Source organism: Pseudomonas batumici (genome assembly GCF_036585405.1).
Taxonomy (GTDB): domain Bacteria; phylum Pseudomonadota; class Gammaproteobacteria; order Pseudomonadales; family Pseudomonadaceae; genus Aquipseudomonas; species Aquipseudomonas batumici.
In genome coordinates, this window is the sequence record NZ_CP144470.1 from 5,932,831 (window position 1) to 5,955,857 (window position 23,027).

The window sequence follows — 23,027 nt, forward strand, 5'->3', positions numbered from 1 at the left end:
ACCGGCAGGCCACTCACCGCCTTTTCCCTGGCAGGCTGCCCATCAGCTTGCAGATGATCCCCAGCATGATCTCGTCGGCGCCGCCGCCAATGGACACCAGCCGCATATCGCGATACGCCCGGGCCACCGGGTTGTCCCACATGAAGCCCATGCCGCCCCAGTATTGCAGGCAACTGTCGCTGACCTCCCGGCCCAGGCGCCCGGCCTTGAGCTTGGCCATGGAGGCCAGTCGGGTGACGTCCTGCCCCTGGATGTACTGCTCGGTGGCCTGGTAGACCAGCGCCCGCAGGCATTCGATCTCGGTCGACAGCTCCGCCAGGCGGAAGTGGATCACCTGGTTGTCGATCAGCGGCGCGCCGAAGGCCTGGCGCTCCTTGCAGTAGTCCAGGGTACTGTCGACGCAGTACTCCAGCCCCTTGATCATGTTCGCCGCGCCGAACAGGCGTTCCTCCTGGAACTGCAACATCTGCATCATGAACCCCGCGCCTTCCTGGCCGATGCGATTGCGTTGGGGGACGCGCACGTTGTCGAAAAACACCTGGGCGGTTTCCGAACTGCGCATGCCGAGTTTGTCCAGGTGCGGGCTCAGGCTGATCCCGGGGCTGTCCATCGGCACCATGATCAACGACTTGTTCAGGTGTGGCGGGTCGTCCGAGGTGTTGGCCAGCAGGCAGATGAAGTCGGCGCTGGGGGAATTGCTGATCCACATCTTGCTGCCGTCGATCACGTAGTCATCGCCGTCCTTGCGCGCGCGGGTCCTGAGCCCGGCGACATCGGAGCCGGCAGCCACTTCGGAAACGCCGATGCAGCCCACCTGTTCGCCACGGATGGCCGGGCGCAGGAACTGCTCGCGCAGTTCATCGGAGCCGAAGCGTGCCAGGGCCGGGGTGCACATGTCGGTCTGCACGCCGATGGACATGGGAATCCCGCCGCAATGGATGGCGCCGAACTCTTCGGCGGCAACGATGGAGTAGCTGTAGTCCAGGCCCAGGCCGCCAAAGGCCTCCGGTTTTGAGATACCCAGCAGGCCCAGCTCACCGGCCTTGCGGAAAATCTCGTGGATGGGAAAGCGTCCGGCCTTCTCCCACTCGTCCACATGGGGATTGATTTCGCCTTCGACGAACTGGCGCACCGTGCGCCGCAGGGCTTGGTGTTCCTGGGTGAAGATCATTGCCTTGTTCTCCGTGATCGTTGATCAGAACCGTGCCACGCCAAAACTATTGGGGTGTAGCTGACGAACCTCGGCTTCGTGGCAGATATCCAGCAAATAACCCAGCAGCGTGCGGCTGTCCCGGGGATCGATCAGGCCGTCGTCCCACAGGTTGGCCGTGCCGTAGAGCGCGGTGGACTGGCTGTCGAGCTTCTGCGCGGTCAGCTGTTCGAGCCCGTCGAGCAGCTTGGCGTCGGGCGCCAGGCCGTCCTTGAGCTGACGGGCCTCGGTGACGATCCGCAGGACCTTGCCGGCCTGGGCGCCGCCCATCACCGCGGTGCGGCTGCCCGGCCAGGCGAAGATGAAGCGCGGGTCCAGGCCACGGCCGCACATGGCGTAGTTGCCGGCGCCATAGGAGCCGCCGACCACCAGGGTGAGTTTCGGCACCCGGGCGTTGGCCACCGCCTGGATCATCTTCGCCCCGTGCTTGATGACCCCCTGTTGCTCGGCCTCGGTGCCGACCATGAAGCCGGTGGTGTTGTGCAGGAACACCAGGGGCGTGCGGCTCTGGTCGCAGAGCTGGATGAACTGCGCCGCCTTGCTCGCGCCCTTGGGGGTGATCGGGCCGTTGTTGCCGATCAGACCGCAGGGTCGGCCCTGGATCTGCAGGTGGCCGCAGATCGTCTGGATGTCGAACTCGGCCTTGAATTCGAGAAAATTCGAGCCGTCGGCCAGCCGGGCAACGATCTCGCGCACGTCATAGGGTTTTTTCGGGTCGTCGGGGATCAGTCCGAGCAGTTCTTCGATGGGGTAGAGCGGTTCGGCCCAGGTCCTCGCGAGGGGGACCGGCAAGCGCTGGTTCCAGGGCAGTTGGGCGATGATTTCCCGGGCGATGCGCACGCCGTCGGCGTCGTTTTCCGCCAGGTACTCGGCGGTGCCGGCCACCTGGGCGTGCATTTGCGCGCCGCCCAGCTCCTCGTCGCTGGCCACTTCACCGGTGGCGGCCTTGAGCAGTGGCGGGCCGGCCAGGAACAAGCGGGCCTTGCCACGGACCACCACCACGTAATCCGAAAGTCCCGGCTGATAGGCACCACCCGCCGTTGCCGAGCCATGGACCACGGTGATCTGCGGCAGGCCCATCGCCGACATGCGCGCCTGATTGGCGAAACTGCGCGCGCCTTCGACGAAAATCTCCGCCGCATAATGGAGGTTGGCGCCGCCGCTCTCGGCCAGGGTGATCACCGGCAGTTTGTTTTCCAGGGCGATCTGTTGTAGGCGCAGGGTTTTTTTCAGGCCACTGGGGGAAATGATCCCGCCCTTGATCGCGCTGTTGTTGGCCACGACCAGGACCCGCACGCCGCAGACATGGCCGATGCCGGCAATCAGGCCGCCGCCGGCCAGGCTGCCGTCCTTGTCGTCATGCAGTTTGTAGCCGGCCAGGCTGGCCAGCTCGAGAAAGGGCGCGCCAGGGTCCAATAGCAGGTTCAGCCGTTCCCGGGGCAGCAACTGACCGCGGCGGGCGAATTTCTCCCGCGCACTGTCGGCCTTGTCCAACAGATTGCGTTCCAGCCGGCGGATCTGTTCCAGGCCGTCGAGCATGGCCTGGCGATGCCGGGCGAAATCCTCGCCGTGGCCATCGAGTCGGGATTCGATCACGGGCATGCCGGACTCCTTGGCGCCGGGTCGGCGTGCCGCCCGGATCTGAACGTGGATGCACCCGTCACGGTAACGGCCCTCAAGCCAGTTGATCGGCAATGTGTTGCGGTACGGGAATCTGGATTTCCAGCAGTTGCTGGGCGAAGGCCTTGCCTTGCGGGTCGATGCGCAAACTGGCGATACCGCCGCCGCCCAGGGCGTTCTCCAGCAGGAAATTCAGGCTGTGGGTGCCGGGCAGGTACCAGCGCTCGACCCGGCCGTGGATCGGGTCGAGGACATGTCCCATCCAGTCCACCACGACCGCCGGCGTCAGTGCCTCGGCGATCCACGGCAGATAGTCGGGATGGCGCGCCATCACCCCGATATTGCCGTGATTGCCCTTGTCGCCGGAGCGCGCCACCGCCAGTTTCACCAGCGCCACGTTGGCTTCGGCACGGCCCTGGGGCCGGGGGGGCTGCCGGTCTTCGGCAACGGCGGCGGCTTGCCTGGGGGCTGGGGCGGGCAGGGTGACGGCATGCAGCTGTCCGTCGAGAGACACGCTCAACGTGCAGGCGTTTTTATCGATCAGGAAGGAGAACAGGCGGATCAGCGGCGACACCGCGGGCCGTCCGCCAAGGATGCCGGTCAGCCCCGGCGCCATGCCGGTGGCGGCCTGGGCGATCTCCCGGGAAAACAGCAGCAACGCCTGCCGCTCGGGGTGACGCACCGCCAGCTTGATCACCACCTCGCGGCTGTCCTGGCGGCGGCCATGGGGACCGTAGGTGGCTTCGCTGCCGAGCAGTTCGCCGTTCACCTCGCTGTAGGGCGGCCAGCCGCGGGCCTGGAACATGTGCGCGGTCTTGTCGATGATCGCCTGGCTGACCCGACGGGCCTTGTCCACCGCGTCGATCCCGGCGATCAGGCAACTGGCGGTGCTGCGAAATCCATCGGGGTAGGTGGCGCAGACCTTGTACTGCGAGGTGGGCGGCAAGCCGGTGGCACCACTGACGCCGACGCTATCGGCGGTCTTCTGGACGAGGCGGACCCGGGTGAAATCGCAAATCACGTCCGGCAGCAGATAGGCCCTGGGGTCGCCGATTTCGTAGAGCAGCTGTTCGCCCACGGTCAGTGGGCTCACCAGGCCGCCCGAGCCCTCGGGCTTGCTGACGATGAAGTGGCTGTCGGCACTGACTTCGACGATGGGAAAACCGATGTGCGCGTAGTCCGGAACCTCGCGCCAGTCGGTGAAGTTGCCCCCGGTGCACTGTGCGCCACACTCGATGAGATGTCCGGCGAGGGCGGCCTGGGCCAGCTTGTCGTAGTCCTGCCAGGACCAGCCGAACTCGTGCACCAGCGCGGCGCTGACCAGTGCGCTGTCGACCACGCGCCCGGTGATCACCACATCCGCGCCCAGGCTCAGGGCGTGGACGATGCCTGGGGCGCCCAGATAGGCGTTGGCTGACACACAGTGCGCCGGCAGCGGCGCGCCGTTGAACATTTCCCGGATACCGTTCGCGGCCAGTTGAGGGAGTTGCGGTTGCAGGTCGTCGCCCAGCAGGACGGCAATCTTCAATGCTACCCCGGCGGCCGTGCAGGCGGCCTGCAGGGCCGTGGCGCAGGCCTGTGGATTGACTCCGCCGGCATTGCTGATCACCCGGATCCGCTGGCGGGCGATCTCGCCCAGCAACGGCCGCAGCACCTCGACGAAGTCCGGCGCATAGCCGGCGGCGGGGTCCTTCATCCGCGCCCCGGCCATGATCGACATCGTGACTTCCGCCAGGTAATCGAACACCAGGTAGTCCAGGCGTCCCCCTTCGACCAACTGCGCCGCCGCGGTGCTGGTATCGCCCCAGAACGCACTGGCGCAACCGACACGAACCCTTGCCTTCATCAGAGCTGCCTCCGAACGTCCTTGGATGAGGCTACCAAGCAAGCGCTTGGTTTGTAAATCCCGCCGGTCCGGTTGGCCCAAGCGCTTGCTTGGCTGTGCCTGTAGGCTTAAATTGCGCGCAACCGGCAGCCGGTGGGTGGGAGGCAGTGAGTCATGAGGGGAATGCCGTGAACGAGCAACAAGCCCAGCGCGTCATGCGCGACCTGGTCAGCGCCGGGCAACTGACCGACCCGGACAGCGCCCGTGGAAAACTGCTGCAGACTGCGGCCCACCTGTTCCGCAACCAGGGTTTCGACCGCACCACGGTGCGTGACCTGGCCAGTGCCATCGGCATTCAATCCGGCAGCCTGTTCCATCACTTCAAAAGCAAGGATGAAATCCTGCGCGCGGTGATGGAGGAGACCATCGTCTATAACACCGCCCTCATGCGTGCGTCGCTGGCCGAAGCCGGCAGCGTGCGCGAGCGGGTGCTGGCCCTGATCCGCTGTGAACTGCAGTCGATCATGGGCGGCACGGGGGAAGCCATGGCGGTGCTGGTCTACGAATGGCGCTCATTGTCCGAGCAAGGGCAGGCCAAGGTCCTGGCGCTGCGCGACCTCTACGAGCAGATCTGGCTTGAGGTGCTGACTGAAGCCCGCGACGCCGGCTATATCAAGGGCGACGTGTTCATCACCCGACGCTTCCTGACCGGGGCCTTGTCCTGGACCACGACCTGGTTTCGACCCCAGGGCAGCCTGACCCTGGATCAACTGGCCGAAGAGGCTTTGATATTGATTCTCAAAGATTTATGACGGGTCGGTCGGGGAGCGATTAATTCATGTACGAACAGTTGTCGAAGTCGACAAAACCGCCTAGTTTGGATCCATGAATTTTTCTTCCTGAGGTGTGCCCTTGAACGTCCTGCCTGTGCGCACGGTTTCCCGAGTCCTATTGTTGGCGCTTTCAGCGTTGGTGGTCTTGCCGGTTTCGGCGGCCCAGTTGGTTCGGATCGGCGCCGCGCATTTCCCGCCTTACACCATCCGCCCCGAGCAGGGCGCCGATACCGGCCTGCTGCCGCAACTGGCCGAGGCCCTGAACAAGCTGCAGAGCGATTACCAGTTCACCTTGGTACCGACCTCGATTCCCCGGCGCTTCGGCGATTTCCAGCAGGGGCGTACCGACATGGCGATCTTCGAGAATCCGGCCTGGGGCTGGAAGGATATTCCGCATACCGCGGTCGACATGGGCCTGGAGGATGCCGAGGTGTTTGTCGCCGAGCGTGAGCCGGGTCGCGACGAAAGCTATTTTGCCGATCTCAAGGGCAAGCGCCTGGCCCTGTTCAGCGGTTATCACTATGAGTTCGCCAGCTTCAACGCGGACCCCAAGTACCTGGCCGAAACCTACAACGCCACCCTGACGTATTCCCATGACTCCAACCTGCTGATGGTGCTGCGCGGGCGTGCCGATATCGCCCTGGTGACCCGTTCCTACCTGTCCGACTACCTGATCCGCAACCCGGATGTGGCCAAGGAGCTGCTGATTTCCGAGCGGATCGACCAGGTCTATCACCACTATGCGCTCCTGCGGCCGCAAGCCCCGATCAGCGCCGAGGCGTTTGGCAAGCTGCTGCAGCGCCTGCAGGACAACGGCGAACTGCTGAAGATCTTCCAGCCCTATCGCATCAAGGTGATGCCGGTGGCCAATCCGGTGGCGGCCCAGTAGCCTCCTATCACTTCGGCCCGAGAATCTTCACCAGCTTGTTCGCTGACGGTGCGCCCTGCTGCTGTTGCAGGTCACCGTTTTCATCGAGATAGAAAATCGCCGGCGTGGCCGACAGTTCCAGGTCTGCCATCAACTTCATGTTGGCATCGAGCTTGGCCTGGATCGGTGCCGGGATCGTGTCCAACGGCTTGAGCGAACTGCCCTTGCCGGCCTTTTCATGGTCGTGCAGGGCGCCTTGCGGGTCCTTGGCGGTAAACAGCGCGGCGGCCTTGGCCGCACTGTCCTCGCGGATGATGCCGACCATGATGTGGCGCAGTTGCACCTTGCCGGACTCGACCCACGGCCGTGCCTGCTCCCAGAACATGTTGCAGTACGGGCAGTTCGGGTCGCTGAACAGATAGACGACGCGCGGTGCATCGGCCTTGCCGTCGGCGATCCAGTTGCTCTTTTCCATCTGCCCCCAGACCTGCTTGGCCATCGGCGCATACACCAGCTTCTGCAACGGCGCCTGGCTCAGGTCCTTGCCGTCGGCGTCATACAGGTTGCCGGCGATCACGTGCTGACCGTCGGCGGTCAGGTACAGCGCCATGCCACGGTTCTGGTACTGGGCGGCATAGCCGCGCAGGCCGCCCGGGGCGTCGAAGCTGCCGATGATTTTTGCCCCCTTGGCTTCGATGCTCTTGATCGGCGCGGGCAGTTCCTCGGCTTGCAACACAGGTGCTTGCAGCAACGCGGCCAGCGCGGTGCCCAGGCTCAGGTTCAGCAGGTGGCGGTTGAAGGACATGACGGTTTCCTTGCTGTGGCCGGTACGGCCGAAGTGGAGGGGGGCGGGCCGAAGGTTTCCAGGGCCCGGGCCAGGCTGGCCTCGGACAATTCGCCCAGGTGGGTGCCGAGCAGGCGGCCTTCGGCGTTGTAGAAAAGGCTGGTGGGCAGGGCCATGGAGCCGACGCTCTGGGCCATTTGGCCGCTGCCGTCGAACAGCACGTTGTTCAGGTTCAGGCCCTGGGTCATCAGGAAGGTGCTGACGCTCTGCAGGCTTTCGGCCTGGTTGACGAACAGGAAGGTCACGTCCTGGCGTTCGTGCTGGGCTTTCTGCAGCACCGGCATTTCCCGGCGGCACGGCGGGCACCAGGTGGCCCAGAGGTTGATCACCAGCGGGCCGCCCTGGTAGTCGCGCAATTGCACCGATTGGCCCTGGGCATCGCGCAGGGTCAGTTCCGGCAGGCGCGTACCCTGTTCATAGAGGTTGAGCGACAGGCTGCTGAGCAGCCAGAACACCAGGCCAGTGCCCAGGCCCAGGCCCAGCGACCGGCGCAGGGCCGGACGCCGCCAGCAGAACACCGCGCAGCCCAGCAACAGGGCCAGCAACCCCGGCCAGGGCAGGAAGCCGCCGTCGCGGATATCGAGCATCTGCAACGGGTCGTCGCGAAAATACGCCCAGTAGGCGATCACGAAGCTGATCCGCGCCACCAGCATGCCGAGCATGAACAGGCCGAACAGCACCGACTCCGGGTTTTCCCCGCCTCCCTTGGCCACCCGCCAACCCACCAGCGTCGCCAGGGCGAGGGCGAGCAGCAACAGCAGGTGGTGGATCGACAGGGCGAAGGTGCCGAGGGTCAGGGTGAGCATCAAGGCGCGTCCCGTGTGCTGTTCCAGTTCTGCAGGAAGGCCTTGGCGTCGACTTCACCGGTGATACGGCTGGCCCGGCGTTCCTGGCCGTCGGGAGCGATCCACAGCAGGGTCGGCGGCCCGGGGACTTCATAACGGCCCAGCAGCTCGCGGCTGGCGGCATTGTCTCGGGTCACATCCAGGCGCACCAGTCGTACATTGCGCAGGGCAGCTTGTACGTCGGCCTCGGGGAAGACCTGTTTCTCCATGATCTTGCACGACACGCACCAGTCGGCGTAGTAGTCCACCAGCACCCATTGGCCCTGGGCCTTGGCGGTGTCCAGTTCGCGCTGCAAGGCGGCCGGTTCGTTGACGGTGACGAAGGCATCGTGGGCCTGCGCAGCGCCCTGGGTCGCGCCGGTATACACCTGCAACGGTCGCCACGGGTCGCTGCCGCCGCCCGCCGCGCCCACCACCAGCAGCGCGCCCCAGAGGCCGAGCAGGACGCCGGCGCAGCCGCTCGGCAGGGCGACGCGTCCCGGTTGTCGGGCCAGCCGCCAGGCGCAGCAGGCGATGATCAGCAACCACGCGCCCCAGAGGCCCATCCACAGCGATTCGCTCACCGCCGGACGAATCATCAGCACCGCGGTAGCGAGGAACAGGAAGCCGAACAACGCCTTGACCCGGTCCATCCAGGCCCCCGGCTTGGGCAGGAAGCGATTGCCCACGGTCACCAGCAGCAACAGCGGCAAGCCCATGCCGATGCCCAGGGTGAACAGCACCAGGCCGCCTTCGACGACATTGCCGCTCTTGGCGATGTAGAGCAGGGCACCGGCCAGGGGCGCGGTCATGCACGGGCCGACGAGCAGGCCGGAGAGGGCGCCGAGCACCCCGGCCCCCACCAGGCTGCCGCCGCGACGCCCGCTGCCGGCGCTTTCCAGGCGATCGCGCAGGGCTGCCGGCAGTTGCAGTTCGAAGAAGCCGAACATCGGCAGGGCCAGTACCACGAACAACGCGGCGAAACTGCCCAACAGCCAGGGCTGTTGCAGCAGCGCCTGCAAGTTGCCGCCCAGCAGGGCCGCGAGCATGCCCAGCGCGGCATACACCAGCGCCATGCAGATCACGTAGCTGCCGGCCAGGGCAAAGCCGCGCCGTGGACCGGCGCCACTGCCCACCACCAGGCCGGCGAGGATCGGCAGCATCGGCAGCATGCACGGGGTGAAGGCCAGCAGCAGGCCCAGGCCGAAGAAGGCCAGCAGGCTCCAGCCCAGGGCGTTGTGTTGCAGGTTGGCGGCCAGGGACTGGTCCTGCGCCTGGCCTTGCCCCTGTCCTTGAACCGTGGATACGCTGGTCTTGCCGCCCAGATCGACCGTCTGGCTTTGTGGCGGGTAGCACAGGCCGGCGTCGGCGCAGCCTTGCCAGCCGACGCTGACCTGACCGCCGGCGCCGGCCGGGACCAGCAGTTCGAGCTCGCCGCGATAGACCTGCTGGTCGCCGAAGAACTCGTCGTTGTGGTGCTCGCCCTCGGGCAGCGCCGGCCGCTGCGCCGGGTCCAGGCCATCGAACTTCAGGCGCTTCTGATACAGGTAGTAGCCGTCGGCGATCTGCCAATACAGTCGGGTCTGCCCGGAGGGCAGGGCCTCGGCGCTGAAGGCGAAGGCCTTGCCGACGGGGAGGAAGTCCGGCTTCTTCACCGCGAATGGATCGTTGCCGGCCTGGGCGAGACCGGCGAAAAGAACAAGGACAAGGGTCAACAACCAACGCATAGAAAAGCCTTAGAACCGTGGCGAGTCGTACAAGCCTGCAAGCAGGCGATTAACCGATCATTAACCCGGTTTTAACCCAGGTCGAATGCGGATCTTACAGGCCTCGGACGGGTGGTGATTAACTATCCTCCAGGCATTGGCGGCATAATCGCCGCTTAATCCACTTGCGTTTCAATCGACGCATTTGCACAGGTATCCCCATGCACGTACTGGTTTGCGAAGACGACGAGCTGATCGCCAGCGGCATCAAGGCCGGCCTGACCGCCCAGGGCATGACCGTCGAGCATGTCGCCAGCGCCGCGGCCGCGCGTGCCATGTTGCGCGCGGCGGAGTTCGACGTGATGGTGCTCGACCTCGGCCTGCCCGACGAGGACGGCCTGAAACTGCTGGCGCAACTGCGCCAGAAGGGCCTGGAGCTGCCGGTGCTGATCCTCACCGCCCGCGACTCGGTCACCGACCGGGTCGACGGCCTGCAGGCCGGCGCCGATGACTACCTGCTCAAGCCCTTCGACCTGCGCGAACTCTTCGCCCGCCTGCAAACCTTGCTGCGGCGCGTGGCCGGGCGTAGCGTCAACCTGATCGAGCACGGTGCCCTGAGCTACGACCCGAGCAGCCGCGTGACCCTGCTCGGCGGCCAGCCGGTGGACCTCTCGCGCCGCGAACAGGCGCTGTTGCAGGCGCTGCTGCACAACCGCGGCCGGGTGCTCTCCAGCGAGCAACTGAAAGACAGCGTCTACGGCTTCAGCGACGAATTGGAAAGCAATGCCTTGAACGTGCATATCCACCACCTGCGGCGCAAACTGGGCAACGGCATCGTCGAGACCGTCCGTGGCCTCGGCTATCGCCTGGGCCCGGCGGGTAACGAGGACAGCGGGTCATGATGAGCCTGCGTTTGCGCCTGAGCCTGACCATCGGCTCGGCGTTCATCCTGATCTGGGCCCTGGCCGCGACCTGGATGCTCAGCGACCTGCGGCACCAGATGATGTTTTCCCTCGACCAGCGGCTGGTGGCTTCGGCGCGCATGGTCGCCGGCTTGCTGGAGCAATTGCCGCCGGTGCCGAGCAAGGGCGACGGTACCCATTTCAGCGCCGAACAGTTGAATATTCCTGGGGCATGGCCTGCCAGGTCAGCTCCCTGCGCGGCGAGATCCTCGCCCGCAGCCACAACAACCCGGATCAGGCCCTGGAGGCCCAGACCGCCGGTTTCCACGACCAGATGATCGACGGCGCGCCCTGGCGTACCTTCACCCTGGTGCGCGGCGATGTGCATATCACCACCGCCGACCGCCAGGTGGAACGCGAAGCCCTGAACCTCTCGGTGCTGCTGGCGGCCTCGGTGCCGGTCGGCGTGGCGCTGATGGGCTGCCTGTGCCTGCTCTGGCTGGGCATCGGCCAGGGCCTGGCGCCGCTCAACCGCATGCGCGACGCCTTGATGCGCCGCAGCGCCGATTCCCTCGAACCCTTGCAGGTACAGCCGCTGCCCCGCGAGCTGCAGCCGTTGCTGGAGACCCAGAACCAGCTGTTCCAGCGCATCGGCAAGACCATCGAGCGCGAGCGCCGGCTGACCGGCGATGCCGCCCATGAACTGCGCAGCCCGCTGACCGCGATCAAGACCCACCTGCAAGTGGCGCGCATGACCGAGGGCGCGGCCCGTGACCAGTCCCTGGCCCACGCCGAGGCCGGTGCCGACCGCCTGCACCGGACCCTGGAGCAGTTGCTGCTGCTGGCGCGGGTCGAGGGCAGCCTGTCGTTCGACGACGGCGTGCAGTGCAATGCCGAACAGGTGGCGCGCCTGGCCATCCAGGATGCGGCCAACGGCGACCGTGAGCGCATCGCCTTGCACCTGGCGAAGGACTTCTCCCGGGCACCGCTGGAAATGCCTTCGACCCTGTCCATCGCCGCCTTGCGCAACCTGCTGGACAATGCCCTGCGTCACACCCCGGGCGATGCGCCGGTGGAGCTGAATGTGGAAACCATCGGCAACCGCGTGCACTTCCAGGTGCGCGACCACGGTCCGGGCATCGCCCCGGACGATCTGCAGCACCTGACCCAGCGCTTCTGGCGCAACAGCACGAGCAACGGTTGCGGCCTGGGGCTGGCGATTGTCAACGCCATCGTCCAGCGCTGCGGCTGCGTACTGCAGTTCGACAGCCGCCCCGATGGGCTGCGGGTCGAGTTGAGCATGCCGTTGCAGGCGGTCTGAACTTCAGAGATCGACATGGGCTATATAAGGGACCAGATGCTTGGTGTAGATCAATTCGCGCTTCAAATGATCGAGATCGTCAAAGATTTCCGATCCGTCGTAGCCCAGCGCTTGCGCTTTGATGCAGAGCTTGCCGGGCATTTCGCTCTTTTGCAGGATGGCGATGACCTTCAGTGAACGATCCGTTGCGCGATAGACCAGTACGGGCCGTTCTCGACCTGGCCGAAAAGAAACATTCCGGGTCGATTGAGTTGTGGATGGGTATCGAGCCTGAGCGTTCCGGGCAGGCCCCCGGGCGTCCCGGCCACCTGCACCATGCCAGTGCTCTTGAGTCGCCAGACCAGATCGCCAATGCTGCTGAATCTTTCACTGTCGGGAATACCGGATCCGGCAGGGGCAAGGAACAGTCCTTCGCTGGCAATCAAGGGGGTCTCCCGGTAGGGACTGTCTTTGGGTTTCTGGACAAGCATGAAACCCTCGTCTGTTGTTTCAATCAGGAAGTCCGACGGTTTGTGCAAACACTCCCTCGGGTTCCGCTGGGTGGGGCGCAGAGGGGTGGACTGAATACTGATCTCCAGCTTCAGGTCTGCGCGGACCTGATGAACACCATTGGAAAAAAGTGCCACTTCACCGCTATCGGGCGTGATCCGTAGCGCCGGCTGGCCCCCCGTGGCGACAGTGCGCAGACCCACCGCGCCTTGTAATTCAGCCAGGCCGGGTATCTCTCTGAGGGTGTTGACATGGATACTTTCCACCAGCGCCAGCCATCGATGCGCGCCGTATTGCTGTTGGTCGGCGCTGATCAGCTTGTGGGCAATATAGTTGAAGGTGGGCAAGCGCCTGGGGCTCGGGCTCCAGGCCGGGTCCGGGTCCTGAGCGCGCCTCCCTTCGGGATAACTGATGGCCGTGTCGAGTGCCTGGATCCTGATGCCTTGCTGGCGAGCGCTGACCAGCAATTGCCGCAGTGAATACTTGCCCTTCGGATCAATCGATGCCTTGTTGTCCTCATTGCGCAGGAGATTCGTCAACTCATCGGGCATCACACCCTGGGTGTGAAAATCGTCCAGAAGCTGTTGGTCGAAGTCTTTCATCAGATGCTGTATATAAAGCCTTTGCACCTTGAGCCTGGAGAGAACGGGCATGTTGTCGATCAGCAGTTTCCTCGCACTGATTGACTTGGCGACAGCCCCCAGCACCAGTCCATGGCTGTTTTCGTAGATTTTTTCAAGGAACTGCGCTGCCGGGCTTTCTGCCGGTAACTGAGGCACCGGGCGTTGGCCAGGGATGACCTGGATGTGCGAAAAGAAGGCCTGGGCGGTTTTCTCCAGGAGTGCCTTGCGGCGAAAGAATTCGCTGCGGATATTGCGGTTGACGCTACTCGTGGTATTGCCGGGGTCCATCAGCATGACACCCCTTTTTTCGCGGATTTCAGGGTTGAGCAAGTCCCTGAATCGGGGCGACGCTTCAAACGAGACATTCCATGGCACTTTTACCGACAGTGTCAGGTCGGCGTGGATGAAGTTGGTATGGGTGCTGCTGGCAGTGACCGGAATGAGTGTTTCTACCGCGGGCCCGATCACCACATCCTCGACCTGCAGGCCGATGACCCCTTGCGCCATGGCCAGCCCTGGAGCCAGTGCGGAGTGACGGCCATTGGCGTTTTGGTTATCCAGCAGGGCAATCCATTTACCACCGGCGCCATTCAGCCGATCGGCGTGGATGACCTGATTGGCATGCTGGACCATCACCCGTCCGTGGTCGGTCCGGGCGCGTTCGTCTTTCGAGAGTGAGTAGCTTGCCGCACAATCGAGCGCCTGAACCCGAATACCGTGGGTCTGCGCGGTGGTGACCAGACGGTAGTAACTGTAGAAGCCCGGCGAGGAGCTGCCATATACGGTGCCCAGAACTCGCAAGTGGGTATCCAGTTCGCTGCTCATGATTCCGGTTTTATGGAAGTGGTCCAGGTGACTCTGCTCGATATCGGTTCTGAGGTGTTCCAGATAAAGGGTTTTCACGCCATTTTTAGCCAAGGTGGCCATGTTCTCGATCAGGAACACTTTGCTGCCCGGGCTGGTGAGCAGTTCGCCGATGACCAGCCCTTCGGCGTTTCGATAAAAGGCCTCGATCATTGCGCGGGGGCTGACGCCGCGGCTTGGCTGGGGGCGCGTGGGTGCGGGCGGCAGTGAGTAGCGACCGGCATCCGCCAGTAGCCGTGAGCGCAGCTCCATGAGTTTCTGCCTGGTGGCGGTTTGCGCGAGGGAACTGCTGGTGTTCGCCGAGGCTGGTGCCTGGGCGACAATGGCTCGGTGTTCTTCAGGCAGTTGATATTGGCGCAATGCCGTTGCGGCGCTGTTTTCTCTCCAGATATCGCTACCCGCGACCCGGTACAAGGCCGGGCCCGAGGGCCGGTATTCCTCCCTGGCCTGGGCGCAGTAGGACCTGACGCTTTCGTCATAGCGGACCATGACGACCCGGCCATCTTCGAGATTGACGAACTGGCGTTGCTGGGCCACGCGAAACCCTTCGCTGTCGGGGGCGGGAGGCCTTTGGGCGCTGGCCTCGAGTAAGCGCTCAAGGGGCGCCCCGGCGACAGGCTGTTGGCAACGGGCCCGGCGATGTTGCTGATGGCAACGGGGGCCGCGCCGGGGATCGGCGCGACGGGAGCCACTTCCGGCCGGGCGGCCGGTAGGTTCCCGGGTGCGCTCGGCAGCAGCGGGGCGACTTTGCGGGGAAGGCGATTGCGTATCGTTGGGCTGATCTCGGGCGGTCTGATTGCCGGCAGATCGGGTTGCCCAGTGCCGGAGGTGCCGGGGCGAATCGGTGTTCTGGGGACATGGCGGAATCCTTTCGTTGGTCGTGGTCTCACTGGGGCCGGCCAACGGCGCGTCTTGCGCCGCGGGCAAGCCCTGTCCGGTTTTGCTCGGGTCGTGTTGGAGGCCCCGTGCGGTTAGCGCGGGGTATGGATAAACAGGCCCGCAGGGTCGACGAGGGACGATTCGTCGTTGTCCGTGTGCCACTGCTCCGTCAGCGTGTCGTAGATAAGCGCGTCGTAGGCCGCCAGGGCCGGTGTGCTTGAAGTCGATGAGCTTGTCACCCTCAACCCGCTGACCCTGATGCGATGACTAGCCAGTTCGTTGTTGGCCTGATGCTGTTTGATAGCGCTTTCTATGGCGGCAATGTCGGCATGGGCGCGGGCATCCAGTTCATGCAGCAAAAGCTGCTCGAAGATCCGATCCACCTCATACCTGGCGCCGGATGTCAGGACGATGTAAATCAGGTCCATGGGCTGCGAGGGATCATCGTCCGCCGGCAGCAGCAAACGAATATTGCCGATCCATAGCTGCTGGCTGGCGATCCTGATATCGCTGCGCGTAATGATCTGGGCGCTTGCGCTGGTATGGATGTACCAGGTCGACGCATTGGCGGTTTTCGCCAGGGCGCCCGGCGTTGACAGGCGGATGGTCGATCCGGCGCAGGGATAGAGTTCATAGGTTGAACTCATGCCCTCCAGGTTGTAGATCGTCGAGTCGCTGCCGGCTTTGAAGTCGACGCGCTGCGGGTGCTCTTTGAGCAAGGCGTTGTGGTTTTCCGGCGAGCGGAACAGGCGGTTGCCGGTACGCCTGCGTAATGCACCACGGCCATCGAGGGTCCTGATTCCCGGGTTGCGGTTGTCTTCGATATAGCTGGAGGTTGGAGCGCCGACCTGGTACGAACTGCCATCGCGCAGTACCAGGACAATCCCATGGTTCAGGTCGAACCCCGCGGTATGCAAAGAAGCACCGACATCGGTCGGGTTGCCTGCGCCCTTGACCACCCAGTCCTTGAGCGTCAGTTGTGTCTGGTCGTTGAGCCGTACGATCAGGCTGGCATCGCTGTAGTCCAGGTAGTTGAAGGCGCCGACTCTCTTCGATTGCACGTGGTAAAGCGCGCTGACCTGCTCGATCTCATCGCTGTCGTAGTCCAGGAACAGCGTGGTGGAGGGGCGCGTGTCGTCAGCCATGACCTGGAAGGTCGTGTCCAGCGTCTTCCTGGCGATGAAGTAGCTGCTCGTCGAGGCTCCGGGAAGCCTGTACTCGCCGCCATTGACGGGTTGCGGGGCCGGCGGGAGTTGTCCGAGGGTCAGCACCGTGACCTGGATGTCCTGGTCGTCGGTACCCTCCAGCGTGGCCGGCAGGTCGGGTTTGAGCAGGTAGCCCTCCTGGGTGACAAACAACAACAGGTCATTTTGCAGTTGCCGCCCCCCGTCGTGCTGATAGACACCCCTGACGGTCAATTGGTGACTGGGCTGCTCGCCATGCTCGTCACGCAACGAGGTGACGATCAGCGCGGTGTCGACGATGCGCCAGCTCTGGATGCGCTCCATGGGCCAGTCCAGTTCGAGGGTGCTGGGCTCACGTCCGTCCTCGTCGAGTATCACGGTTCTTCCCGTCGAGGCCATGCGGTAGTGGTCTTTGCCGGCGCCTCCGGCGACCCGGCTCTCAGTGCCCTTGAGTATGAAGGTGTCGTCGCCGTCGCCGCCGCTCGCCTGGTCGTCCGAACCCTGCAGCGTGATGTGGTTGGACTGCGGGTTGCCGGTCACGCGACTGCTGCCGCCGGCCAGCGTTTCGACATGCTCGATGGAGGCCAGCGTGGCGTAGGCGACCGGGTCGAGGTCCGCGGAGTTACGCCGCAAACCCAAGGTGCCGCTGTTCAAGTCAACCGCGTGGCCGATGAAGTGAAAGTTATGGCGCGATGGGACCTGCCCTTGCAGCGACAGCGTATCCTGGCCGTCTCCACCCTGTAGCGTACTGAGGGCGGGCACGCTGGGGAGGACAGGGTTGCCTGGGCCTGGAACAGAAAGGCGTCATCCTGATCGCCGCCGGTCAGGGTCTTTTTGCCGGTCGAAAACGCAAAGTAGTTGGGTTGGTCGCGCACGCCGACGACCTGGTCGTTGCCGCCGCCCAATTGCCAGAGCACGGCCTTTTTTTCCCCTGGCGTTCCGCTGACCAGGCCCGGGACTTGCCCCAGGCCCTTTGAGGCGTCGATGACATCGTCACCCTCGCGGACAACGGGCGTATTGATGGTCGTATAGGGCTGTTCCTCGCCCTCCCAGCGCGCTGCCCAGTGCTTGACGGGCTCAAGCTCGACGTGAAAGCGGCCGTTCACGACTCCCGCGAGGGTTTCCTTCATTTCCACGTCGAGCAGCGCCCGGGCGCGGGTTTCCAGGGCTTTGCCATAGTCGACCCGGGTGCGCTCGATCAGGTAGCGATCCATGACCTCCTGGTCCAGTGCCTGTCCGGTAAAGGCGAACCATCCCGAACGCCAACGTTCGTTGACGCTCAGTTCGATATAGTCGTCGATATCGTCGACCTGGCGTACGGCGCTGTAGATCTTCGCGCCGACAATCAATACCGCGCAGGCCACGAGCCCGAGAGGGCCGGCGGAGCTGAACCCGGCGGCGGCGGCCGCGCCGAGTGCCAGCGACAAGGTGGCGCTGGCAACACTGAACCCGGCCGTGACGTAATGGTCCATGGCCTCCTTGCCGCTGGCCTTGGCGGCATTATTGAAAGCAACGACAGCGCTGTGGATATCGAATGGCAGGGTCAGCACATTGCCCAGCAGGCCGGCACTGCGGCTGACCAGCAGGCCGGCGGAGGTGGCGCGAAAGCCCTGGAAAATCCTGCCACCCTGGCTGAGCAGGGCTTCCCCGGTTTTCCTCAAGCCGCGCTCGACCAACACGGACGTCAGCTCGGCGCCAATGCTGCCGGCATTCACGGCAGCCTCGGTGGCGTCGCCCTTTTTCAGCGCTTCGCGGATACCGACCAGGCCGCTGTAGATCCCGTAGGCCTGCATGCCTGATCCTGCCGTGAGCAGGCTGCGACTCTTGGCGGTATTGATCCAGCCCGGAAGGCTGAAGGTGACATATTTGTGGGCGAGGACTTGCAGGTTCTGCAACCGCACGAGCAACTGATCGAGATGTTTCATCAGGTTGTCGGCGAGCGCTGGTTTTTTTGTCCCGAGCAAGGGTGGTGCCTGCAAGGAGCGTTGCGAGGCTATTTCAAACAACACGTCGATGGGGCGCTGATCGGCATCGGCCGCCGTCTCCAGATGGCGTTGCAGTTCAGCCGGTTCGAACTGCAAGCCATCGACCAGGGCCCGGCCACTGCCCTGGAGTTGCGGGTCGGCACTGTCGAGGGCGCGTCCGTTGAGTCTGGCGCCCATGTCGTAGAGTTCCACGCGACTGATGACGAAGGTATCCAGGGTGACCGGCCCCAGGCGCGCGTCCAGTTCGGCGAGGCCGGCCCTTCCCCGGGCCGCTGAGGGCGCGCGAGGCGGGGCGGGGGTGGAAGGCTGCTTGATGGTAGGGTTTGAAACAGTGTCCGAGATGACAATGCCATCGATGGGCCTGAAGACCCGTTCATCCCTGCTGCGTGTGTTTGCCATGGATAAGTCCTTTTATCGTGAGTTCCGAAGAAACGCACGAAGGAGTGTCGCCGGAGGTGTTTTTACGCCTGAGGTATTTATTTGTCGTGTCGGTGGCAGGCGAGTTGAGTCGCGAGCGCTGACATCATCGCGTTCATCTGGATGTGCTATGTCTGCGTCACCGCCCCCTGTAGACGCGCTGACACGAGAGCCTCCATGCAAGCCCTGAACAACATCAACCTCGATTCCCTGACCGACACCTTCGTCAGCCTCAGCGCCGCCTTCATCCTCGGTGGCCTGATCGGTTTCGAACGCCAGTTCCGCCAGCGCACGGCGGGACTGCGGACCAACGTGCTGGTGGCGGTGGGGGCGGCGATCTTCGTCGACATGGCCAACCGCCTGGGCGGGGCCGATGGGGCGGTGCGGGTGGTCGCCTATGTGGTCTCCGGCATCGGCTTTCTCGGCGCCGGCGTGATCATGCGTGAAGAGGGCAATGTCCGTGGCCTGAACACCGCCGCGACCCTCTGGGCCTCGGCGGCGGTCGGTGCCTGCGCCGGTGCCGACCTGATCCTCGAAGCCCTGCTGGGAACCCTGTTCGTCCTGGCGGCGAACACCTTGCTGCGGCCGATCGTCAACAACATCAACCGTCAGCCGCTGGACGTGATCTCGGCGGAAGTGACCAACATCATTTACCTCATTGCCCGGCGCAACCAGCAAAAGGGCGCGTTGTCCTTGCTGGAGAAGGAGCTTGCGCGCAGCAACTACCCGGCCAGCGACGTCGATGTGCGGCCTTTCGGCGACGAAGAGGTGGAAATCGAAGCGACCCTGGCGATCACCTCGGTGGACGGCGACGAACTCGACGCCCTGGTGGCGCGACTGTCTACCTCGAGCATGGTGCAGCAGGCGTTCTGGAGCCCGAGTACCACCGATTGAGTGGGATCTCGCGGGCGTTGCCCAGCCGCTGTCGCACGCGGCTGGGCGATTGCAGGCTTCCTGGAAACGGCGGGTATCTTGGGATTTCCCCTACAGATGCCTCTGAGTTCTCTCGATAAAGTGGCCGGCGTTGTTCAGCCCTCACCCTCTGAACGTCCTACCCATGGGCCGGAATGGCCTGACTTCCACTGTTCAGCCACAGCAGAAATTGAGATTTTTCCTATACTGTATTCCGCTCTTTCCCTCTCTGTTTTTTCGATGCAAGCACGTTCCCGTCTCAAGCAGTGGCTGGCGTACTTCTTGAGGATTTGTAATGCGCACAGCTCTGATAGTTGACGATCACCCGTTCATTCGCATGGCCATCAAGGTCTTGCTGGAAAAGGAGGGGTTCCAGGTCGTCGCCGAGGCTGACAACGGTGTCGATGCGGTGCAATTTGCCCGGGAACTGGCGCCCAGCCTGATCGTCATGGACCTGAACATCCCCCGGCTCGACGGCCTGGAAGCGATCAAGCGGCTCACCGACCTGCAGCTGCCAAGCAAGCTGGTGGTGCTCACCGAACAGGCGCCGGAGTTCTACTCCGAGCGCTGCATGCGCGCCGGCGCCATGGGCTATATCTCCAAGACCGCCGAGTTGATCGAACTGCGCTTGGCGATCCAGGCGGTCATGCTCAACAAGAGTTTCTTCCCGCGTCTGGAAGGGCACGTCCAGGGGCAGGGCGGTGCCGTTTCGGAGCCGGTGCTGATCGACAGCCTGAGCAACCGCGAGCTGAGCATCCTGCGTTATATCGCCCGCGGGATGAAGAACAAGGACATCAGCGAACTGATGCTGCTCAGCGACAAGACGGTCAGCACCTACAAGACCCGCCTGATCGAAAAGCTCAACCTGAAGTCGGTGGTGGCGCTGGCCGAGTTCGCCAAGCGCAACCAGTTGATCTGAGCCCTCAATCCCACTTCGGCGCGAGGCCCGGCGGGCTGGTCAGGCGATGGGCGCGTTCGAGGCCGGCGATCTTCGCCATCTCTTCGTCACTCAGGCGCAGCTCCCGGGCCTTGAGGTTGCTCGCCAGGTTCTCGCGTCGGGTCGACGAGGGGATCACCGCATAGCCCAGTTGCATGGCCCAGGCCAGGGTCACTTGCGCCGGGGTCGCCTGGTGCTGCTCGGCGATCTGGCGGATCAGCGGGTCCTTGAGGACTTCACCGTAGGCCAGGGTCATGTAGGAGGTGATCCGGATGCCCTGGTCCCGGGCCGCCGCCACGACCTTGCGGTTCTGCAGGTAGGGGTGCAGTTCGATCTGGTTCGTGGCGATCTGATCGGCACCGACCGCGGCAATCGCCTGCTGCATCAGGTCGACGGTGAAGTTGGAAACGCCGATCTCACGGGTCAGGCCCAGTTGCTTGGCCTCCAGCAGCGCGTCCATGAATTCGCCGACCGGTACCTGGTCCTGCGGCGATGGCCAGTGGATCAAGGTCAGGTCCAGGTAATCGGTGCGCAGTTTGCGCAGGCTTTCCTTGAGGCTGGGGATCAGGGCGTCCTTGCCGAGGTTGGCGATCCAGATCTTGCTGGTGATGAACAGCTCGTCACGGGGGATGCCGCTGGCGGCGATGGCCTGGCCGACTTCGGCCTCGTTTTCGTAGATCTGCGCGGTGTCGATGACCCGGTAGCCCAGCTCGAGGCCGGTGCTGACCGAATCGATGACGACCTGGCCTTGCAAACGGAAGGTGCCGAGGCCGAAGGCGGGAACAGACATGGGGGACTCCTGAAGTGACAGTGGGAATGAGCAGGAGTATCCCCATCGCGATCTTTGAGAAAAAGTGGGGGTAGGGAAAAGGACTCTTTACCGGTGCGCACGAATGACCGGAGGGGGCGGAGGGGGCAACATCCGCTGGAGCCGCTGCCTTGGGGAGGCAGCGGCTCCAGCCTGGGTGAGGCGGATCAGGCCTCGACCGCCTCAAGCAAGGTCGCGATGCCCTGGCCGCCGGCGATGCATTGCGTGGCAATGGCGTAGCGCCCGCCGGTGCGCTGCAGCAGGGCCGCGGCCTTGCCGGTAATGCGCGCGCCGGTGGCTCCCAGGGGATGACCGATGGCCAGGGCGCCGCCGTCGAGGTTGATCCGGCCGCGGTCCAGGTCGAGTTCCCGCAGGCAGGCCAGGGACTGGCTGGCGAAGGCTTCGTTGATTTCCACCAGGTCGATATCACCGATCTGCAAGCCGGCCCGTTGCAGCACCTTGCGGGTCGCGTGGACCGGGCCCATGCCCATGATTTCCGGCGGGCAGCCGGCCACCGCCACCGCCTTGATCCGCGCCAGGATCGACAAGCCACGGTCGCGGGCGAAGGTTTCGCTGCACACCAGCACGGCGGCGCTGCCATCGGTCAGCGGCGAGGCGGTGCCGGCGGTGACGCTGCCATCGAACGCCGGTTTCAGCCCGCCCAGGCCTTCCAGGCTGGTGCCCGGGCGAATGCAGCCATCTTCCTTGACCCAGCCGTTGGCGGTCTGGATGGCGATGATTTCGTCCGCCAGGCGGCCCAGTTCGCGGGCCTGGGTGGCCTTGGCATGGGACTCGACGGCCAGGCTTTCCTGCTCGGCCCGACCGATGCCGTAGCGACGCGCGACTTCTTCGGCGGTGTAGCCCATGGGCATGTACACCTCGGGGTGGTCGCGCATCAGGGTCGGGTTCGGCGAGATATTGAAACCGCCCATGGGCACGCGGGTCATGGACTCCACGCCCGCGCAGAGAAAGGCCTCCCCGGCACCCAGCAGGATCTGCCCGGCGGCGTAGTGCACGGCGCTCATCGAGGAGCCGCAGAAGCGGTTGATCGTGGCACCGCCGAGACTGTTCGGGAAACCGGCGCGGAAACTGGCGATGCGGGCGATGTTCATGCCTTGCTCGGCTTCCGGGTAGGCGCAACCCATGACCAGGTCTTCGAGGTCGGCGGGGTCGATGTCGAGTTTATCCACCAGGCCGCGCAGCACCTGGGCGGCGAGGTCGTCGGGGCGGATATCGATCAGGGCGCCTTTTTTCGCGAAATGGAAGGGGGAACGGGCGTAACCGGCGATCACGATGGAGGTCATGGTGAAGCTCCTGTGGTGTGGACTAAGAGAGGCGGCGGTTTCTCAGCCTCGTGGTTCGAGAATCATGCAGGTGGTGGAACCGGTGGCATAAAGCCGTCCATCCACGTCATAGATCCGGCCTTCGGCCAGGGCCGTCGAGCGCCCGAGGTGGACGATCTTGCCCTCGGCGCGGATCGGCCCGCTGCTGTCGGTCAAGGCCCGCACATAGCTGATGCGCAGATCCAGGGTGGTATAGCCCTGGCCCTTTTGCAGGCGGGTGTGGATGGCGCAGCCCATGCACGAGTCGAGCAAGGTTGCGGCGTAGCCGCCATGGACTATGCCTAGCGGGTTGTAGTGCTGGGCGTCCGGGCTACCTTGGAACACGAAGCGCCCCTCGGACCATTCGATGGGAATGAAATCCAGCAAGGCGCCCATCGGCGGCGAGGGCAGTTCGCCGTTGCCGATGCCGTTGAAGAACTCTGCCGGGGTCAGTTGGCTGACCTGGGCCAGGGTCAGGCTGCCGGGGCCTTGCAGGCGCTCGCGCATGGCCTGCTCCTCGGCGATCCATTGGGCTAGCGTGGCGTTACGATCGGGGGTTTGCATGGCGCCTCCTGACAAGGATAAAAAATTACGCTCGTAATATTTTCATTAATATTATGTCCGAAATATAAATTAATCCAGCATTCTGCAGAC

Annotated in this window: 18 protein-coding genes and 1 pseudogene; 6 read left to right on the forward strand and 13 right to left on the reverse strand. The window is 64.2% G+C overall.

The window, feature by feature from the left end; translation table 11 throughout:
* Nucleotides 1-13 precede the first annotated feature (13 nt).
* The 3 genes from atuD to NUH87_RS27240 form a co-directional block, all read right to left on the reverse strand.
* Nucleotides 14-1,171 (reverse strand): citronellyl-CoA dehydrogenase, encoded by a 1,158-nt coding sequence (gene atuD / locus NUH87_RS27230; protein ID WP_338523425.1) that lies wholly within the window; start codon nt 1,169-1,171, stop codon nt 14-16.
* Nucleotides 1,172-1,195: 24 nt separating this feature from the next.
* Nucleotides 1,196-2,812, reverse strand: coding sequence for a geranyl-CoA carboxylase subunit beta (gene atuC, locus NUH87_RS27235; protein ID WP_338523426.1), 1,617 nt, complete (start codon nt 2,810-2,812; stop codon nt 1,196-1,198).
* 73 nt (nt 2,813-2,885) lie between these two features.
* A complete protein-coding gene (locus NUH87_RS27240) occupies nt 2,886-4,676 on the reverse strand; it encodes an acyclic terpene utilization AtuA family protein (protein WP_338523427.1) in 1,791 nt (596 codons plus the stop codon).
* A 167-nt stretch (nt 4,677-4,843) separates the two neighbouring features.
* Here NUH87_RS27240 and NUH87_RS27245 point away from each other — a divergent pair, with 167 nt between their 5' ends.
* Both NUH87_RS27245 and NUH87_RS27250 read left to right on the forward strand, forming a co-directional pair.
* A complete protein-coding gene (locus NUH87_RS27245) occupies nt 4,844-5,467 on the forward strand; it encodes a TetR/AcrR family transcriptional regulator (protein WP_040064609.1) in 624 nt (207 codons plus the stop codon).
* Nucleotides 5,468-5,567: 100 nt separating this feature from the next.
* A complete protein-coding gene (locus NUH87_RS27250; RefSeq protein ID WP_338523428.1) occupies nt 5,568-6,377 on the forward strand; it encodes a substrate-binding periplasmic protein in 810 nt (269 codons plus the stop codon).
* A gap of 7 nt (nt 6,378-6,384) precedes the next feature.
* On the opposite strand, the gene dsbG is transcribed toward NUH87_RS27250, so the two are convergent.
* Genes dsbG through dsbD form a run of 3 tightly spaced genes read right to left on the reverse strand, consistent with a single transcriptional unit; the run spans nt 6,385 to nt 9,751 of the window.
* The gene (dsbG, locus tag NUH87_RS27255) at nt 6,385-7,161 is read right to left on the reverse strand and encodes a thiol:disulfide interchange protein DsbG (RefSeq protein WP_338523429.1); all 777 of its coding nucleotides are present in this window, start codon (nt 7,159-7,161) and stop codon (nt 6,385-6,387) included.
* The gene (locus NUH87_RS27260) at nt 7,137-8,006 is read right to left on the reverse strand and encodes a TlpA disulfide reductase family protein (RefSeq protein ID WP_338523430.1); all 870 of its coding nucleotides are present in this window, start codon (nt 8,004-8,006) and stop codon (nt 7,137-7,139) included. Before NUH87_RS27260 ends, dsbG begins: the two co-directional genes overlap by 25 nt.
* The gene (dsbD, locus tag NUH87_RS27265) at nt 8,006-9,751 is read right to left on the reverse strand and encodes a protein-disulfide reductase DsbD (RefSeq protein WP_338523431.1); all 1,746 of its coding nucleotides are present in this window, start codon (nt 9,749-9,751) and stop codon (nt 8,006-8,008) included. The genes NUH87_RS27260 and dsbD overlap by 1 nt, the downstream gene beginning before the upstream one ends.
* Nucleotides 9,752-9,951: 200 nt before the next feature.
* On the opposite strand from dsbD, the gene NUH87_RS27270 reads away from it, so the two are divergent.
* Together NUH87_RS27270 and NUH87_RS27275 are read left to right on the forward strand one after the other, a co-directional pair.
* Nucleotides 9,952-10,632, forward strand: coding sequence for a response regulator (locus tag NUH87_RS27270; RefSeq protein WP_338523432.1), 681 nt, complete (start codon nt 9,952-9,954; stop codon nt 10,630-10,632).
* Nucleotides 10,632-11,953, forward strand: a pseudogene (locus NUH87_RS27275) (ATP-binding protein). The gene NUH87_RS27270 and the pseudogene NUH87_RS27275 overlap by 1 nt, the downstream one beginning before the upstream one ends.
* A gap of 3 nt (nt 11,954-11,956) precedes the next feature.
* On the opposite strand, the gene NUH87_RS27280 reads toward NUH87_RS27275, so the two are convergent.
* From NUH87_RS27280 to NUH87_RS27295, 4 genes are all read right to left on the reverse strand, one after another.
* Nucleotides 11,957-12,094, reverse strand: a complete 138-nt coding sequence (locus NUH87_RS27280; RefSeq protein ID WP_338523433.1) for a hypothetical protein — start codon at nt 12,092-12,094, stop codon at nt 11,957-11,959.
* A gap of 29 nt (nt 12,095-12,123) precedes the next feature.
* A complete protein-coding gene (locus tag NUH87_RS27285; RefSeq protein ID WP_338523434.1) occupies nt 12,124-14,466 on the reverse strand; it encodes a membrane-targeted effector domain-containing toxin in 2,343 nt (780 codons plus the stop codon).
* Between the two features lie 434 nt (nt 14,467-14,900).
* Complete coding sequence (locus NUH87_RS27290) at nt 14,901-16,646, reverse strand: hypothetical protein (protein ID WP_338523435.1); 1,746 nt, start codon at nt 16,644-16,646, stop codon at nt 14,901-14,903.
* A complete protein-coding gene (locus NUH87_RS27295; RefSeq protein WP_338523436.1) occupies nt 16,643-18,376 on the reverse strand; it encodes a hypothetical protein in 1,734 nt (577 codons plus the stop codon). The genes NUH87_RS27290 and NUH87_RS27295 overlap by 4 nt, the downstream gene beginning before the upstream one ends.
* 195 nt (nt 18,377-18,571) lie before the next feature.
* On the opposite strand from NUH87_RS27295, the gene NUH87_RS27300 reads away from it, so the two are divergent.
* Together NUH87_RS27300 and NUH87_RS27305 are read left to right on the forward strand one after the other, a co-directional pair.
* On the forward strand, nt 18,572-19,288 hold the full coding sequence (locus tag NUH87_RS27300) for an MgtC/SapB family protein (RefSeq protein WP_338523437.1): 717 nt from the start codon (nt 18,572-18,574) through the stop codon (nt 19,286-19,288).
* A 313-nt stretch (nt 19,289-19,601) separates the two neighbouring features.
* Nucleotides 19,602-20,225 carry a response regulator transcription factor gene (locus NUH87_RS27305; protein WP_338523438.1) on the forward strand — a complete coding sequence of 208 codons (624 nt, stop codon included), beginning with the start codon at nt 19,602-19,604 and terminating at the stop codon, nt 20,223-20,225.
* A gap of 4 nt (nt 20,226-20,229) precedes the next feature.
* Here the strand turns inward: NUH87_RS27305 and dkgB are convergent, their stop codons facing one another.
* The 3 genes from dkgB to NUH87_RS27320 all read right to left on the reverse strand — a co-directional run bounded on the left by dkgB (nt 20,230) and on the right by NUH87_RS27320 (nt 22,937).
* Nucleotides 20,230-21,033, reverse strand: coding sequence for a 2,5-didehydrogluconate reductase DkgB (gene dkgB, locus NUH87_RS27310; RefSeq protein ID WP_338523439.1), 804 nt, complete (start codon nt 21,031-21,033; stop codon nt 20,230-20,232).
* Between the two features lie 185 nt (nt 21,034-21,218).
* Nucleotides 21,219-22,355: a thiolase family protein gene (locus NUH87_RS27315; protein ID WP_338523440.1), complete on the reverse strand. Its 1,137-nt coding sequence runs from the start codon at nt 22,353-22,355 to the stop codon at nt 21,219-21,221.
* 42 nt (nt 22,356-22,397) lie between these two features.
* Nucleotides 22,398-22,937, reverse strand: a complete 540-nt coding sequence (locus NUH87_RS27320) for a PaaI family thioesterase (RefSeq protein ID WP_338523441.1) — start codon at nt 22,935-22,937, stop codon at nt 22,398-22,400.
* Nucleotides 22,938-23,027 lie beyond the last annotated feature (90 nt).

Bases quoted from the DNA above. Each gene is read 5' to 3' on its own strand.
- atuD (WP_338523425.1), bottom strand. From the start codon at position 1,171: ATGATCTTCACCCAGGAACACCAAGCCCTGCGGCGCACGGTGCGCCAG.
- atuC (WP_338523426.1), bottom strand. From the start codon at position 2,812: ATGCCCGTGATCGAATCCCGACTCGATGGCCACGGCGAGGATTTCGCC.
- NUH87_RS27240 (WP_338523427.1), bottom strand. From the start codon at position 4,676: ATGAAGGCAAGGGTTCGTGTCGGTTGCGCCAGTGCGTTCTGGGGCGAT.
- dsbG (WP_338523429.1), bottom strand. From the start codon at position 7,161: ATGTCCTTCAACCGCCACCTGCTGAACCTGAGCCTGGGCACCGCGCTG.
- NUH87_RS27260 (WP_338523430.1), bottom strand. From the start codon at position 8,006: ATGCTCACCCTGACCCTCGGCACCTTCGCCCTGTCGATCCACCACCTG.
- dsbD (WP_338523431.1), bottom strand. From the start codon at position 9,751: ATGCGTTGGTTGTTGACCCTTGTCCTTGTTCTTTTCGCCGGTCTCGCC.
- NUH87_RS27270 (WP_338523432.1), top strand. From the start codon at position 9,952: ATGCACGTACTGGTTTGCGAAGACGACGAGCTGATCGCCAGCGGCATC.
- NUH87_RS27280 (WP_338523433.1), bottom strand. From the start codon at position 12,094: ATGCCCGGCAAGCTCTGCATCAAAGCGCAAGCGCTGGGCTACGACGGA.
- NUH87_RS27295 (WP_338523436.1), bottom strand. From the start codon at position 18,376: ATGGCAAACACACGCAGCAGGGATGAACGGGTCTTCAGGCCCATCGAT.
- NUH87_RS27300 (WP_338523437.1), top strand. From the start codon at position 18,572: ATGCAAGCCCTGAACAACATCAACCTCGATTCCCTGACCGACACCTTC.
- NUH87_RS27305 (WP_338523438.1), top strand. From the start codon at position 19,602: ATGCGCACAGCTCTGATAGTTGACGATCACCCGTTCATTCGCATGGCC.
- dkgB (WP_338523439.1), bottom strand. From the start codon at position 21,033: ATGTCTGTTCCCGCCTTCGGCCTCGGCACCTTCCGTTTGCAAGGCCAG.
- NUH87_RS27315 (WP_338523440.1), bottom strand. From the start codon at position 22,355: ATGACCTCCATCGTGATCGCCGGTTACGCCCGTTCCCCCTTCCATTTC.
- NUH87_RS27320 (WP_338523441.1), bottom strand. From the start codon at position 22,937: ATGCAAACCCCCGATCGTAACGCCACGCTAGCCCAATGGATCGCCGAG.